The organism is Mycobacterium sp. MAA66 (genome assembly GCF_041261665.1).
Classification (GTDB): Bacteria; Actinomycetota; Actinomycetes; order Mycobacteriales; family Mycobacteriaceae; genus Mycobacterium.
The window spans coordinates 149,044-163,733 of record NZ_JBGCCC010000001.1 but is presented as its reverse complement, the minus strand read 5'-3'; the positions used below and the strand labels follow the sequence as shown (position 1 = coordinate 163,733).

16 protein-coding genes are annotated in these 14,690 nt (G+C 67.2%); 5 read left to right on the top strand and 11 right to left on the bottom strand.

Annotated features, from left to right (window positions below; genetic code table 11):
- Positions 1-48: 48 nt before the first annotated feature.
- From ABIA30_RS00785 to ABIA30_RS00760, 6 genes are read right to left on the bottom strand one after another with little or no spacing between them, the layout of a single operon-like run.
- Positions 49-1,266: a class I SAM-dependent methyltransferase gene (locus ABIA30_RS00785; RefSeq protein WP_370063195.1), complete on the bottom strand. Its 1,218-nt coding sequence runs from the start codon at positions 1,264-1,266 to the stop codon at positions 49-51.
- On the bottom strand, positions 1,224-2,249 hold the full coding sequence (locus tag ABIA30_RS00780) for a class I SAM-dependent methyltransferase (protein WP_370061173.1): 1,026 nt from the start codon (positions 2,247-2,249) through the stop codon (positions 1,224-1,226). The genes ABIA30_RS00785 and ABIA30_RS00780 overlap by 43 nt, the downstream gene beginning before the upstream one ends.
- A gap of 50 nt (positions 2,250-2,299) precedes the next feature.
- A complete protein-coding gene (locus ABIA30_RS00775) occupies positions 2,300-2,950 on the bottom strand; it encodes an enoyl-CoA hydratase (RefSeq protein WP_370061171.1) in 651 nt (216 codons plus the stop codon).
- Positions 2,950-3,705 carry an NUDIX hydrolase gene (locus ABIA30_RS00770; RefSeq protein ID WP_370063193.1) on the bottom strand — a complete coding sequence of 252 codons (756 nt, stop codon included), beginning with the start codon at positions 3,703-3,705 and terminating at the stop codon, positions 2,950-2,952. The genes ABIA30_RS00775 and ABIA30_RS00770 overlap by 1 nt, the downstream gene beginning before the upstream one ends.
- 44 nt (positions 3,706-3,749) lie before the next feature.
- Entirely contained in the window at positions 3,750-4,613 is an 864-nt protein-coding gene (locus tag ABIA30_RS00765; RefSeq protein WP_370061169.1) for an ABC transporter ATP-binding protein, read from the bottom strand.
- Positions 4,550-5,299, bottom strand: coding sequence for a YitT family protein (locus ABIA30_RS00760; protein ID WP_370061167.1), 750 nt, complete (start codon positions 5,297-5,299; stop codon positions 4,550-4,552). The genes ABIA30_RS00765 and ABIA30_RS00760 overlap by 64 nt, the downstream gene beginning before the upstream one ends.
- Positions 5,300-5,361: 62 nt before the next feature.
- On the opposite strand from ABIA30_RS00760, the gene ABIA30_RS00755 reads away from it, so the two are divergent.
- A complete protein-coding gene (locus ABIA30_RS00755) occupies positions 5,362-6,807 on the top strand; it encodes a PLP-dependent aminotransferase family protein (protein ID WP_370061166.1) in 1,446 nt (481 codons plus the stop codon).
- 3 nt (positions 6,808-6,810) lie between these two features.
- Here the strand turns inward: ABIA30_RS00755 and ABIA30_RS00750 are convergent, their stop codons facing one another.
- The 3 genes from ABIA30_RS00750 to ctaD form a co-directional block, all read right to left on the bottom strand.
- The gene (locus ABIA30_RS00750; protein ID WP_370061164.1) at positions 6,811-7,128 is read right to left on the bottom strand and encodes a hypothetical protein; all 318 of its coding nucleotides are present in this window, start codon (positions 7,126-7,128) and stop codon (positions 6,811-6,813) included.
- Between the two features lie 101 nt (positions 7,129-7,229).
- Entirely contained in the window at positions 7,230-8,462 is a 1,233-nt protein-coding gene (serB, locus tag ABIA30_RS00745; protein WP_370061162.1) for a phosphoserine phosphatase SerB, read from the bottom strand.
- A gap of 60 nt (positions 8,463-8,522) precedes the next feature.
- Complete coding sequence (gene ctaD / locus ABIA30_RS00740; RefSeq protein ID WP_370063191.1) at positions 8,523-10,220, bottom strand: cytochrome c oxidase subunit I; 1,698 nt, start codon at positions 10,218-10,220, stop codon at positions 8,523-8,525.
- 189 nt (positions 10,221-10,409) lie between these two features.
- On the opposite strand from ctaD, the gene ABIA30_RS00735 reads away from it, so the two are divergent.
- The 3 genes from ABIA30_RS00735 (at position 10,410) to ABIA30_RS00725 (ending at position 13,034) form a co-directional block, all read left to right on the top strand.
- A complete protein-coding gene (locus tag ABIA30_RS00735; RefSeq protein WP_370061160.1) occupies positions 10,410-11,531 on the top strand; it encodes an iron-siderophore ABC transporter substrate-binding protein in 1,122 nt (373 codons plus the stop codon).
- Positions 11,532-11,542: 11 nt separating this feature from the next.
- Positions 11,543-11,818, top strand: coding sequence for a YciI family protein (locus ABIA30_RS00730; RefSeq protein WP_370061158.1), 276 nt, complete (start codon positions 11,543-11,545; stop codon positions 11,816-11,818).
- Positions 11,819-11,984: 166 nt separating this feature from the next.
- Positions 11,985-13,034: an NAD(P)-dependent alcohol dehydrogenase gene (locus tag ABIA30_RS00725; RefSeq protein ID WP_370061156.1), complete on the top strand. Its 1,050-nt coding sequence runs from the start codon at positions 11,985-11,987 to the stop codon at positions 13,032-13,034.
- 86 nt (positions 13,035-13,120) lie between these two features.
- On the opposite strand, the gene ABIA30_RS00720 is transcribed toward ABIA30_RS00725, so the two are convergent.
- Both ABIA30_RS00720 and ABIA30_RS00715 read right to left on the bottom strand, forming a co-directional pair.
- Entirely contained in the window at positions 13,121-13,444 is a 324-nt protein-coding gene (locus tag ABIA30_RS00720; protein ID WP_370061154.1) for a DUF3349 domain-containing protein, read from the bottom strand.
- 157 nt (positions 13,445-13,601) lie between these two features.
- A complete protein-coding gene (locus tag ABIA30_RS00715) occupies positions 13,602-14,195 on the bottom strand; it encodes a chitin-binding protein (RefSeq protein WP_370061152.1) in 594 nt (197 codons plus the stop codon).
- 166 nt (positions 14,196-14,361) lie between these two features.
- Here ABIA30_RS00715 and ABIA30_RS00710 point away from each other — a divergent pair, with 166 nt between their 5' ends.
- On the top strand, positions 14,362-14,556 hold the full coding sequence (locus ABIA30_RS00710; protein WP_370061150.1) for a hypothetical protein: 195 nt from the start codon (positions 14,362-14,364) through the stop codon (positions 14,554-14,556).
- Positions 14,557-14,690 lie beyond the last annotated feature (134 nt).

The window sequence follows — 14,690 nt, the reverse complement described above, 5'->3', positions numbered from 1 at the left end:
CGACAATACCGTGGTCGGGATAACTCAAACCCACGTCAAATCGTCGCGCTAGCGCGATGGCCTGCAGACAAATGCCACTGCCCGAGCGGCCGCCGCAGCGCCGATCCGGGTGATCACCACCGACAGCTGCTCGCCGCGACCCTTGAGCTTCAACCTGGACCGCAGTGCGTCGGGGTCGACGTCCACGCCGCGCACCAGTATCTCGACGGCGCCCGCCCGATGGGCCTGGAGCGCCTGCCGTAGCCGCTTCTCCTGGAACGGCAGCTCATCGAGCACCTCGAATCCCCGCTGCCCATCAGGTAATTCGTCACCCGACAGATAGGCGATCTCCGGGTCGAGTTGCCAAAGTCGGTGTCGCGCAGCGTAATGACGCACCAGACCGGCGCGCACCACAGCGCCGTCGGGGTCGACGATCCAGCGTCCGGCCGGCGCGACCGGGCAGTCGTCGGGATCGGCATCGGTGAGTTCCTCGACCAGCTGCCCAGCCTTGTCCAGCACGCTGGCGCGACGGGTCACTGAGGGTTCGGCCAGTCCCGGCGAGAAGAGGCAGGCCTCGCGGACACCGCCCGCCAGTGAGGTCACGGCGACCTCGCCGGGGAACCCCAGTTCACCCAGTTGCTCGTAATCGATTCCGGGAGCGCACTTTACGACCAGATCTCGATCGCGGTACACGGCCAACAGATCGTCGAGTGGGGGCGCGTAGTCGCGCGGGTCGAAACGCCGCCGACCCGAACTGCGCCGGGCCGGATCAACCACCACGACGCAGTCCCGGGTGACGGGCGCCAACGCATCGGCGCGACACAGCAGTACGTCGTCGCCGAGGTTGTGCTGCGCCATCGCCAACCGCACCGGATCGATGTCGCTGCCGATCACCGCGTCGGCCAAATCCCGCAGCGCCGCAAGCTCGGTACCGATCGAACAGGTCGCATCGTGCACCGTGCGCCCGGCCAGCCGTCGCGCTCGGTGCGCCGCGACCGGCCCCGGCGTGGCCTGCTGCAGGGCGTCGTCGGTGAACAGCCAGTCGGCGGCACCGTCGATTTTCACCGCTGCCCGGCGCCGCAACAGCACCGTCTCCACCAGAACCGCCGCGCGGTCACCGAAACGCGAACGGGCCCAGGCAATGTCAGCCACTCGATTGGCATCGGTCAATGACCGGCCGGCCACTTCGGCGAGCGCCTCCCGACCGGGTCCGGCCAGGTAGGCGACGTCGTCGAGGGTGAAATCTAGGACGGCTTGACCCCGGTGATCATCACGTTGTAGAACCAGCCCTTGGGCACGAGGTGCCGCCAGACGTTGGCGTCAACCCAGCTCAGCGTGGTCCAGCCGCCGAAGGCGAACTTGGCCCAGGCCCAGCCCAGCTTGCCCGCGGGCACGGTCGACTCGAAGGTCCGCACCGGCCAGCCCAGCATGGCCGCGGTGAATTCCTCACTGGCCGTGGCAACCTCGACGGCGCCGGCGTTGGTGGCCATGCGCTCCAGGTCGGCCGGCTCGAAGGTGTGCAGGTCGACGATCCACTCCAGCGCGGCGGCCCGCGAGTTCTCGTCGAGTTCTTCCTGCGGCCGGCGCCAGGAGCCCAGCCCCGGCAGCTTCATCGCCGCGACGGTGGTCTTCCAGGTCAGGTCGGCCAGCCGGCGGGCATAGAAGTTGCCGATCGTGGTGGGCTCGCCGGCGAAGATGAACCGACCGCCCGGCTTGAGCACACGAACCACCTCGCGCAGCGACAGCTCGACGTCGGGGATGTGGTGCAGCACCGCATGGCCGACGACGAGGTCGAAGGTGTTGTCCTCGTAAGGGATTCCTTCGGCGTCGGCAACCCTGCCGTCGATGTCGAGGCCCAGCGCCTGGCCGTTGCGCGTGGCCACCTTGACCATGCCCGGGGACAGGTCGGTGACCGAACCGCGGCGGGCCACGCCGGCCTGGATCAGGTTCAGCAAGAAGAAGCCGGTACCACAGCCCAGCTCCAGGGCACGGTCGTAGGGCAGCTGGCGCTGCACCTCGTCGGGCACGATCGCGTCGAAGCGACCCCGCGCGTAGTCGATACACCGCTGGTCATACGAGATCGACCACTTGTCGTCGTAGCTCTCGGCTTCCCAGTCGTGGTAGAGGATCTGCGCCAGTTTGGTGTCGTGGCGCGCCGCCTCAACCTGCTCCGCGGTCGCGTGCGGGTTGGGGGCCTGGTCAAGAATGTCGGACACCTGGGTGGCAGCCTCGTCTGCGGCGGCCTCGGACGTGTGGTCGGTACTCGTCATGCAGGTCAGCCTAACTGCCCGGTCATCCGGAGTTCACATCCGTGCAGCCTTCAGCAGGGGCCGAACGAGGCCTTCGCCGCGGCCAGCGCCCCCGGAGAAGCGTCAGCGAACCGTACCGCCCACTTGCGGGCCTCGTCATAGACGTGATCGGGTGCCACCAATTCATCGATCAGGCCCAGGGACAAGGCCTCCTCGGCGCCGGCGAACCGGCCGCTGAAGACCAGATCCTTGGCCCGGCTGTCCCCCACCACCGCAGCCAGCCGCGTCGCGGCACCCTCCGCGGGAGCGCGGCCCGACAGGATCTCGGTCGAACCGACCTTGACGTTGTCTCCGCTGATCCGCCAGTCGGCCGCCAGTGCCAGGGTCAGGCCGCTGCCCAGCGCGTAGCCGGTCACCGCAGCGACCGTCGGCTTGGGGATGGAGGCGACCGCATCGACCGCGGCTCGGCACACCGCACCTGCCACCTGGGCCTCGGCGTCGTCGAGAGTGCTGCTCTCCCAGTCGTCGTCGCCCGTGCTGAACACCTCATGGCCGCCGTACACGATTACCGCGGTGACATCGGAGCGCTGCCCCAGTTGCTGCGCCGCGGTGCCGATCTCCCGGCACATCTGGCGGGTCAGGGCATTGCGCGGTGGACGCGCGAGCAGCAGCGTGCCGATGCCGTCGGCGACGTGGATCTGGACGAACTCCCCGATGTCCATCACGGCGCCCGGTGGTTGCGCGCGGCGTTGTACCGGTCGCTGTTGAAGAACTCGATCTCCCAGTTGCCCTGATCCTCCGTCAGCTTCGGAGTCACGGCCACCACCTTGCGGTCGACGGCCAGCACCTCGGCGACGGTTCGGCCATTGAGCGAATCGAGCTGGGTCCAGGTCGGCGGCAGCAGGAACGACTGCCCCTGTTCGAACTCGTCGAGCGCCGACTGCGGGGTGGACCAGTCGGCCTTGTCGCTCTCGGTGTTATCGCCGTCGGCACGCTGTCCCTCGGGCAGGGCGCCGACGAAGAAGAAGGTGTCGTAACGCCGGCTGCGCTCTTCCTTGGGCGTCACCCAGTTGGCCCAAGGCCGCAGCAGATCGGCACGCAGCACCAGGTTCTCGCGGGCCAGGAATTCGCCGAAGGACAGTTCCCGGCTCTCCAACGCAGCGCGTGCGTCTCGATAGACCGAGGCGTCCGACACGATCCCCTGCGGGTCACCCGCAGGCCCGGCGAACAGCACACCGGATTCCTCGAAGGTCTCGCGAGCCGCGGCGCACACCAGTGCACCGGCCAGTACGGGGTCGACACCGAATTTCTCGGCCCACCAGTGCCGGTCCGGGCCGGCCCACGCGATGTCGGCGTCGCGGTCCCGCTCGTCGACACCGCCGCCGGGAAACACCGTCACACCGGCGACGAACTGCATGGACTGCACCCGTCGCATCAGGAACACCTCGATGCTCTCGGCGGCGTCGCGCACCAGCATCACGGTGGCCGCCGGCCTGGGTGTAAGTGGGTCAGCTGCTTCGCTCACATTCGCCTCCTGTGCGCCGCACGAGTGCGGGTCCGACGGGCGAAGTACCGCCCGTCGAGGTAGTCCAGGGCTATCGACTGGCCGAATGCCGCCGACAGGTTGTCCGCGGTCAGTACATCGGTCAGCAGACCCGCGGCCACCACATGTCCTTCGGACAGCAGCAGGCAGTGGGTGAAGCCCTCTGGGATCTCCTCCACATGATGGGTGACCAGGACAGTGGCCGGCGCATCGGGGTCCGCAGCCAGGTCAGCCAACCGCGCCACCAGCTCTTCGCGGCCGCCCAGGTCCAGTCCGGCGGCCGGTTCGTCGAGCAGGAGCAATTCCGGGTCGGTCATCAATGACCGGGCAATCAGCACGCGCTTGCGTTCACCCTCGGAGAGGGTGCCGTAGATCCGGTCGGCGAGATGTTCGGCGCCGACGCTCTCCAGGGTGTCGACGGCGCGGTGGTAGTCGACGTCCTCGTACTGCTCACGCCACCGGCCCAGCACCGCATACCCGGCGGACACCACCAGGTCGCGGACCAGCTCCCCGTCCGGGATCCGTTGTGACAGTGCCGCGCTGCTCAGCCCGATCCGGGACCGCAGCTCGGACATGTCTGTCCGGCCCAACCGCTCGGCCAGCACAAAGGCGGTACCGGACGACGGATGCTCGACGGCCGCCGCCATCCGCAGCAGGGAGGTCTTGCCGGCCCCGTTGGGTCCGAGAACCACCCAGCGTTCGTCGAGTTCGACCGACCAGGTGACCGGTCCGACCAACGTTGCGCCGCTGCGGCGCAACGCCACGTCGGTGAACTCGATCAGCAGGTCTGGGTCGGGCGCAACGTCGGATTCTGCGTGGTTGTCGCTGGGGGCGCCGGGCACTCGCTCATCGTAGCCACGGCAGGCTCGCTCACCCGGTCGCCCACCACCTGTGCCCAACCACTGACCGCCAACCACCGCCGTGGGGTGCACCGCAGCACCAGTTGCACCAACGGACCAATCCCCAAGGCGTACACCACAGTTCCCACGCCAACCGTGCCACCGAGCAACCAGCCGACAGCCAGCACGGTGGTTTCGATGCTGGTCCGCACCAGCCGCACCGACCATCCGGTGCGGGCCACCAGCCCGGTCATCAGGCCGTCACGCGGGCCGGGCCCCATGCCCGCGCCGATGTACAGCACGGTGCTCAACGCGTTGAGGACCACCGCCCCGACCATCATCGCGATCCGCACCGGCAACGACGTCGGGTGCGGCAGCACGGCCAGGCCGGTGTCGACGGTGACCGCGATGACGATGACGTTGGCGATGGTGCCGACACCCGGCCGGTTGCGCAACGGAATCCAACCCAGCAGCACCGCCGCGCCGACGACGGCCGAGGCGGCCCCGATGGTCAGTCCGGTACGCCCGGCCAGCCCCTGATGAAAGACGTCCCAGGGATCCAGACCGAGCCCGGCCTGCACCATGAGCGCCATCGAGAAGCCATAGCCGGCCAGGCCGATCAACAACGCAGCGCTCCGCGTCGGGGTGATCCCGAGCCGCACCAATACCGAGGTCCAATTTCGCACCATGGGACCATATTGACGAAGATCTGGCTTGCCAATCAATATCCAGTTAACTCAAACTGGCTCCTATGATCGAGGACATCGCCGACAGGAAGCTCGATGTGGACCTCTTGGCGCGCGAGCTCGGCAACTGGCGTACCGCAGGCGCCAGCGGACCTGCCTACCTGGGATTGGCCGACGGGCTGCGGTTGCTGGTCATCGATGGCCGGGTGCCCGTCGGGGCGCAGTTGCCCAGCGAGCGCGCCCTGTCCGACGCTCTGCACGTGTCGCGCACGACAGTCACCGCGGCCTATACCCAGCTGCGCGAAGACGGTTACCTGCGGGCCCGCCGCGGCGCACGCAGCACGACGGCCCTGCCGACCACGCCGACCACCGCCGGGCACCCCCGCGGCGACACAGTGAGCCTGGCCGAGGCGGCGCTGTCCGCGCCCGCCGCTGCCACCCTGGAGGCCTTCGGACAAGCGGTCCACGACGCCACGCCCTACCTGCACGATATCGGCATCGAACTGGCAGGGGTGCCCGAACTTCGCCGTGCGATCGCCGAAAGATATTGCGCCAGAGGGCTTCCCACCGATCCTGATGAGGTGATGGTGACCAGTGGCGCACTGCACGCCATCGGGCTGGTGCTGGCCACCTACACCCAGCCCGGCGACCGGGTGCTCGTCGAGCAGCCCACTTACCATGGTGCACTCTCGGCGATCTCCGCCTCCGGCGCGCGCCCGGTACCGGTGGCCATGACCGCGGACGGGTGGGAACTCGACGCGGTGCATGCCGCGCTGCGCCAGCTCAACCCCAGCCTGGCCTATCTGGTGCCGGACAATCAGAACCCCACCGGCCTGTGCATGTCCTCCGATGATCGAAAAGCCTTGGCGCACATCATCTCGGAGACCCGTACCCGCACCATCATCGATGAGACCATCAGCGACATCTGGCTCGACGAGCCACCACCACCACCACCGTTGGCGTCGTATCTGAGCACCCGCAAAGACCTGGTCATCACCATCGGGTCGGTGTCCAAGTCCTTCTGGGGCGGGCTGCGCATCGGCTGGATCCGCGCCGAACGCAGCACCCTGGCGACCATCGCGGCGGTACGCCCGGCGGTGGACATGGGCACCGCGATCGTCGACCAACTGGCCGCAGCCCGGTTGCTCGACCGCGCGGACGAGCTGTTGCCGGAGCGTCGGGAGCTGTTGCGGCGTCGCCGCGAACTACTCAAATCTCTTCTGCGGGAACATCTCCCGGACTGGACGCCGAATCAGGGCGGCGGCGGCATGACGTTGTGGATTCAGCTGCCGGCGCCGATGAGTTCGGCGCTGTCGGCCGCGTCCTCCCGACTGGGCTTGGCCATCCCGGCGGGCCCGCGGTTCGGCGTCGACGGAACCCTGGAACGTTTCATCCGGGTGCCCTACACGCTGCCCGAAAACCGGCTACGGGAGGCGATCGAGCTGTTGGCGCGGGCCTGGCACAGCGTCACCGGGGTCAGTGCGCCGCAAGCGCACTCCCTCGTGGTCTGAAAACTAGTGCTGCTGGCTCTGGATCAATCCGATGCAGGTGCCCTGATGCTCGGGCGTGCACGGAATGCCGTTGACCGTCTGTAACCCACCGACCGACTGGGTGATCTGCGCGCCATTGGAACCACTGTTGGTGGTCTGCGGGGGTACCGCCTGCGGACCTGCGTTGCCGGCCTGGCCTGCGGTGCACACGCCCGAGAAGTGGCTTGGCACCGTGCCGTAGGGGCAGGCGAAGGCCGGCGCCGAAGCCGACAGCGCACCGGCGGACAGCGTCCCCATGACCAATCCGACCGCGCAGCTACCGATCAGGACAGCACGCTTCATGTCACCAACTCCCCACGTCGTCAAACGTCAACAAGTCTTTCGTCCCCCGACGTCCTGCCACTGTAACCGGAGAACCACTTGGCCGACCACCACCCGCGGCGTCAGGCCTCCGGGATCTCCACCCGCCGGACCACACCGTCCGCGGCATCGGCCGCCTCGATCTCGCCGCGGGTGATGCCCAGAATGAACAGCACGGTGTCCAGGTACGGGTGGTTCAGCGCGGCGTCCGCGACCTCCCGCAGGGCGGGTTTGGCGTTGAATGCCACGCCGAGGCCGGCCGCCGACAACATGTCGATGTCGTTGGCTCCGTCACCGACGGCGACGGTCTGCTCCATCGGAACGCCGGCCTGCTCGGCGAAGTCCCGCAACGCCTTTGCCTTACCGGGCCGATCGACGATCGGCCCGGTGACCCGGCCGGTCAGCTTGCCGTCCACGATCTCCAGGTGGTTGGCCGCGACGAAGTCGAGCATCAGTTCCTCGGCCAGCGGCTCGATGACCTGACGGAATCCGCCGGACACCACGCCGCAGTGGTAGCCCAACCGGCGCAGGGTACGCAGCGTGGTGCGCGCGCCCGGGGTCAGTTCCAGTTCGTCGGCGACCTCGTCGACCACCGATGCAGGCAGGCCGGCCAGGGTCGCCACCCGCTCGCGCAACGACTCCTCGAAGTCCAGTTCGCCGCGCATCGCGGCCTCGGTGATCCTGGCGACCTTGTCCTCGGCACCGGCACGGGCCGCCAGCATCTCGATCACCTCGCCCTGGATCAGGGTGGAGTCGACGTCGAACACGATGAGCCGCTTGGCGCGACGAGCCAGACTGTAGTCCTCCAGCGCGATGTCGACGCCTTCATCGACGGCCACCCGGGCCAGCGCCGTCTGCAGCTGGCCGTAGGCCGCTCCCGCCGGCACCGAGACCCGCAGCTCCAGGCCGGTCACCGGGTAGTCCGAAACGCCCCGGATGAAGTCGATGTTCACCCCGAGCGCGGCCACCTCGCTCGCCACCACGGTGAAGGCCTCCGCCGTGATGGGTCGGCCCAGCACCACGATGGTGTGCGTGGATGGCTCGCGGAGCACCGGCAGGTCGTCACTTGCTTCGATCGTGACGTCCAGGCCAAGAGCCCGGATCGCCTGCTGCACGTCATCGCCCAACACATCGCAGGTGACGGCCGCGGGCATGGCCACCAGGACCCCGAGCGTCAGGCGACCGCGTATCACGACCTGTTCGACGTTCAACAGCTCGACATTGTGGCGGGACAGCACGCCGAACAGCGTGGAGGTGACGCCCGGTTGATCGAGTCCGGTGACGGTGATCAGGACCGACACCTTTGACGTGGTCATCTATAACCGTCCGTAACGCAGAACCGCCCGCGCACGAGGCGCGGGCGGATCGGCTGATTTCTAGTGGTGGGACCGGCCGACGTGCGCCTCGGCACGCATCCGCTCGACCATGTGGGGGTAGTGGAGCTCGAACGCCGGGCGCTCCGAACGGATCCGGGGCAGCTCGGTGAAGTTGTGCCGCGGCGGCGGGCAGCTGGTGGCCCACTCCAGCGAGTTGCCGTAACCCCACGGGTCATCGACCACGACCGGCTCGCCATAACGCCAGCTCTTGAAGACGTTCCACACGAACGGCAGCGTCGAGAGGCCCAGGATGAACGCGCCGATGGTCGAGATGACGTTGAGCGTGGTGAAGCCGTCGGACTCCAGGTAGTCGGCGTAGCGGCGGGGCATGCCCTCGTCGCCGAGCCAGTGCTGCACCAGGAAGGTGGTGTGGAATCCGATGAAGGTCAGCCAGAAGTGCACCTTGCCCAGACGCTCGTCGAGCAGCCGGCCGGTCATCTTCGGGAACCAGAAGTAGATGCCCGCGTAGGTGGCGAACACGATGGTGCCGAAGAGCACGTAGTGGAAGTGCGCGATGACGAAGTAGCTGTCGGTGACGTGGAAGTCCAGCGGCGGGCTGGCCAGCAGCACGCCCGACAGACCACCGAGCAGGAAGGTGATCAGGAAGCCGACCGAGAACAGCATCGGCGTCTCGAAGGTGAGCTGTCCCTTCCACATGGTGCCGATCCAGTTGAAGAACTTGATACCGGTCGGGACCGCGATCAGGAACGTCATGAACGAGAAGAACGGCAGCAGCACCGCGCCGGTGGCGTACATGTGGTGCGCCCACACCGCGACCGACAGCGCCGCGATGGACAGCGTGGCGTAGATCAGGGTGGTGTAACCGAAGATCGGCTTGCGGGAGAACACCGGGAAGATCTCCGACACGATGCCGAAGAACGGCAGCGCGATGATGTACACCTCGGGGTGCCCGAAGAACCAGAACAGGTGCTGCCACAGCAGAACGCCGCCGTTGGCCGGGTCGTAGATGTGCGCACCCAGGTGACGGTCGGCGGCCAGGCCGAAGAGCGCGGCGGTCAGCAGCGGGAAGGCCAGCAGCACCAGGATCGAGGTCACCAGGATGTTCCAGGTGAAGATCGGCATGCGGAACATGGTCATGCCCGGGGCACGCATGCAGACCACCGTGGTGACCATGTTGACACCACCGAGGATGGTGCCCAGACCACCGACGGCCAGGCCCACGATCCACAGGTCGCCACCGGCGCCCGGTGAGTGGATGGCGTCGGTCAGCGGCGAGTAGGCGGTCCAGCCGAAGTCAGCGGCACCACCGGGGGTGATGAAGCCGGCGATGGCGATCATCGCGCCGAACAGGAACAGCCAGAACGAGAACGCGTTCAGCCGCGGGAAGGCGACGTCGGGCGCGCCGATCTGCAGCGGCAGTACCAGGTTGGCGAAGCCGAACACGATCGGAGTGGCGTAGAACAGCAGCATCACCGTGCCGTGCATGGTGAACAGCTGGTTGAACTGCTCGTTGGACAGGAACTGCAGTCCGGGCATGGCCAGCTCGGTGCGCATGAACAGCGCCATCAGGCCGCCGATGAAGAAGAAGATGAAGCAGGCGACGCAGTACATGATGCCGATCAGCTTGTGATCGGTGGTGGTCACCAGGTTGTAGATCAGGTTGCCCCTGGGCCCCATACGTTCCGGGAACGGACGCCGTGCCTCGAGTTCTCCGATTGGGGGCGCTTCGGCTACCAACAGATCCTCCAAGTATTCGTGCATGCGGGGGCATCCCGATGCTCACCTGACGGTGATCTTATCCCCCATCTCCCCGCACTGCGCCGAGGAGTCCTACAAACTGTCGTAATTGGTGGAAATCCCTACCGCCACAGCCTGTGCCGTGCCGTCTCACCAGGGCGGCACTGGGCAGATGTTAACGTCGGCGACGTGCAGCTCCCGCCCGCTCGTGTCCGCGTCATGGCAGCCGGCGCAGCGATTGTCACCGCGACCACCGTCGGCGTGTTGACCGGATGCTCGGGCAACACCAATGCCAACGGCCCGACCCAGCGATCGGCCCCGATCACCAGCACCACGCAGGTCGCCAACGCCGGCGTGCTGGGCAATCAGCGCCGACCCGACGATTCCTGCGCGCCCGACCCGGCTGCCCTCGACCCCGACCTGATCAGCGGCTCAGCCGCCGGCGGCCCGCCGACCCGGGAGGTGCACCACGCCGCCGGTATCAGCCAGGTGAAGGCGGACCCGCAACGCATCGTGGTGCTGTCCGATGACGCACTCGACACACTGTGCGCCCTCGGGTTGCAGTCCCGGATCGTGGCCGCTGCGATCGCCGACGGTGCCGGCGGCCAGCCGTCCTACCTGGGCGCCGTGGTGCGGGGCGTGCCGGCCGCCGGGTCGCAGACCAAGCCCGACCTGGATGCCATCAAGGCCGCCAACCCCGATCTGATCCTGGGCTCACAGGCACTGACACCGGATGCGTACGGCGCGCTGTCGGCGATCGCGCCGACGGTGTTCACCGGAGCCCCCGGCGCGGCCTGGCAAGACAACCTGCGTCTGGTGGGCACCGCAACGGGTCGCGGCGGCCCGGCCGGCGCGCTGGTCGACGGATTCACCGCCGACGCGGCCAAGGTCGGGGCCCAGACCGACGCCAACCATTTCCAGGTGTCGGTGGTGCAGCTGACCGACAAGACCATGCGAGTGTGGGGCGTCGCCGACTTCCCGGGCAGTGTGCTGGCCGCCATGGGCGCGGATCGCCCTGCCCCACAACGGTTTACCGACAAGCCTTACCACGAGATCGATGTCACCCGGCTCGGTCCGTCGACCGATTTCGCTGCGGCCGACGGCGATATCGTCTACGTGTCGTTCGATTCGGCGGCGGCCAAGAGTCGCGCCGCGACCATCTTCGACAGCCCGGAATGGAAGAAGTTGTCGGCCACCCACGAGAACCGGGTTTTCGTCGTCAACAACGAGGTGTGGCAGACCGGCCAGGGCATCGTGGCAGCCCGGGGCATGCTCGACGATCTGCACTGGCTCAACGCTCCGATCAACTAGTCTGGGCACTCGTGTTTCACGTGCTCAATATCACCTACACCCAGCCCCTCGACATCGTCGACCAGGCCCGGCCCGCCCATCTGAAGTGGCTGGGCGACCTGGTCGAACAGAAGCGGATTCTGCTGGCCGGCCGACTCGAATCCCAAGGTGGTGCCGTACTCATCGCCGCCGACATGTCGGCCGAGGACGCCGACGCCCTGACCGCAAGCGATCCGTACGTCGCGGCGGGCGTCGCCAGCTACGAGCGAGTCAGCTTCAACGCCGGGTTCCGCGCAGCCGGCATTTAGCAACGGCTTTCCGCGTAAGTCACACTCGAATCCGGGACTAGTTGAGGACGCGGCCCTGTTGACATCCAACGGGGCCGCGTCGCACCCGATTCGTCGATCTCGCCAATTTTTGGCGAACGGACGCGCACCCGTAAGGCAATTCGAGAGCCAAGAGGACACATCAGTCATGACAACAACCGTTTCCGCCTACTCCGCAGCCTCAGCGACCAGCCCGCTGGTCAAGACCACCATCGAACGCCGCGAGGTGGGGCCGCACGACGTCGCATTCGACGTCAAGTTCGCCGGCATCTGTCACTCCGACATCCACACCGTCAAGTCGGAGTGGGGTCCGGCCAATTACCCCGTGGTACCCGGACACGAGATCGCCGGTGTGGTCACCGCGGTCGGCTCGGAGGTAACCAAGTACCAGGTCGGCGACCACGTCGGCGTCGGCTGCTTCATCGACTCGTGCCGCGAGTGCGACAACTGCCAGGCCGGCCTCCAGCAGTACTGCACCGGTGACTACGGCATGCACGGCACCTACAACTCCACCGAGCGCGATGGCAGCCCCACCTACGGTGGCTACAGCACCGCGATCGTCGTCGACGAGAACTACGTGCTGCGCATCCCGGACAGCATTCCGTTGGACAAGGCCGCTCCCCTGCTCTGCGCCGGGATCACCCTGTTCTCGCCGCTGCGGCACTGGAATGCCGGTCCCGGCAAGCAGGTCGCGATCATCGGTCTCGGTGGACTGGGTCACATGGGCGTCAAGTTGGCCCACGCCATGGGTGCACACGTCACCGTGCTGAGCCAGTCGCTCAAGAAGATGGAAGACGGCCTGAGCCTCGGCGCCGACGAGTACTACGCCACCTCGGACCGGGACACCTTCAGCAAGCTGGCGGGCAAGTTCGACCTGATCCTCAACACCGTGTCCGCCAACCTCCCCATGGGCGCCTACCTGGGCCTGCTCAAGGTTGACGGCACGCTCGTCGAACTGGGCATCCCGGAGCACCCGCTTGAGGTGCCGGCCTTCCCGCTGGCCGGCGGGCGCCGCAGCATCTCGGGTTCGATGATCGGTGGCATCCCGGAAACCCAAGAGATGCTGGACTTCTGCGCCGAGCACGACGTGACCCCGGAGATCGAGGTCATCGAAGCGTCTTATGTCAACGAGGCTTACGAGCGAGTCGTGGCCAGCGACGTGCGGTACCGCTTCGTGATCGACGCCTCGACGATCTGATCTCGGCTTCGCCCAACGACTTTGGCGGCCGTCGGATCAGCCCGGACTTCCGGAGCTGACCCGACGGCCGCCAAATGCTTTGTCGTTCAGTCCAATTGCGCGCCGGCCAGCGGCCAACCGGCGGCCGCCAGTTTCGCCGCGACCCGCTGGACATTCTCGGGGCCGGCGTCATGGTGCGTGACATCAGAGATGAACGACTCGATCTCGTCAGCCGTGATCGCACCAGCAGCCAAGACTTCCGAACCAGACGCGGTGATGTTGCGGACCACCTCCTTGACCTGATCGTCGGTCAACGGGGTGCTGCGCAACAATGCCAGCAGCGGGACCCGGTCGGGTCCCGGAACGCCATCGGGATAGCCGGCGCGCAGCCAATTGATGATCCGGCTGAGGAGTGAGGTGGTTGCGGTCACGTCGCCAAGTGTCCCGTGCGCGGCCGGGCGACGCCACTATTTCCGGACGTGTTGCCCCGCCATTCACGATCCGTTCAGCGCGATCCCCGGCGCGCCGAACGGCGACGATCGCCCGCCTGCCGAGACAGCGTCCGCAAGGAGCAGGTATTGGCCTGCGCTACAGCGGGATCCAGATTCCGAACAGCCAGATACCCCACTGCGAGAAGCCCTGATCCCAAACCGGCGTCTCGTTGAAGCCCCAGTAGTTGACCGGACCGGCGTTCCAGAAACCGCCCGGCGGCGGGAAGGGCCCGCCCCAACCGACCCGGGGTGGTGCGCCCCAGCCCCACGGAGCCGGTCCTTCACCCCACGGCGCACCGCGGAATCCTTGGAACGCCCCCGACGGCCTGGGCCCCCAGTCCCTCGGGCCCGGTCCGCGGAAATCGCCAGGGCCACCACGGAAATCGCGATCGCCGCCACCCCAACCACCCGGGCCGCCACCGCGGAAATCACCCGGCCCGCGGAAATCACTGGGGCCGCCACGGAAGCCGTGATCGCCGCCCCAGCCGCCAGGGCCCCGCGGTGCGTCGCCACCATGGAAACCTTGATGGCCGCGGTCACCGCCGCCGGGGCCCGGACGACCGGAACACTGCGGTGCCATGCCGCAGCCTCCACCCGGTGCCGCATACGCGACTCCCGACCCGGCCGCGATCAACGCCAGTCCGACACTTCCGGTGACCGAAATGCTTGCGAGTGCCCGTTTCAGGTTCATCCCACAGCTCCTCACCTGAGCCTTCGATGCTCTCGATAAGGAGACGTTAGATAGCGGGCCTATGTTTTGGATAAGCGTGCGCTAGGTCTGCGCTACGTCTCGAAAAGTCCTGGTTGAACAGCAATTTGATTTCGTTCAGCTGCGGGATCGGCAACAATCTGCAGGCATGGTCGTCGATCCCGTGGAGGTTCTGCAGCGCTGGGAGATCGCCGGCGGTTGGTGGCGGGTCATCGGCCACAGCGACCACGAAGTGACTGTCGGACTGTTCCGTTGCGACGGCGGCGAACAGGTCGATGTCTTGCGTTCCGCCGATGCAGCCCTGCGCGCGTATATCGGTGGGCGCCGGACCAACCTCGACTGAGCGCAGTCCGGCAACGTGTGGACCAATTCCCTTGCGCCGCACGAGCATCTACGGAGTCCGGCGGCCGGCCGCACTGCCCTGAACTGAGCCCACTTCGCGCCTACTGCCCGCGCTCACAGCCGATCCATATTTAT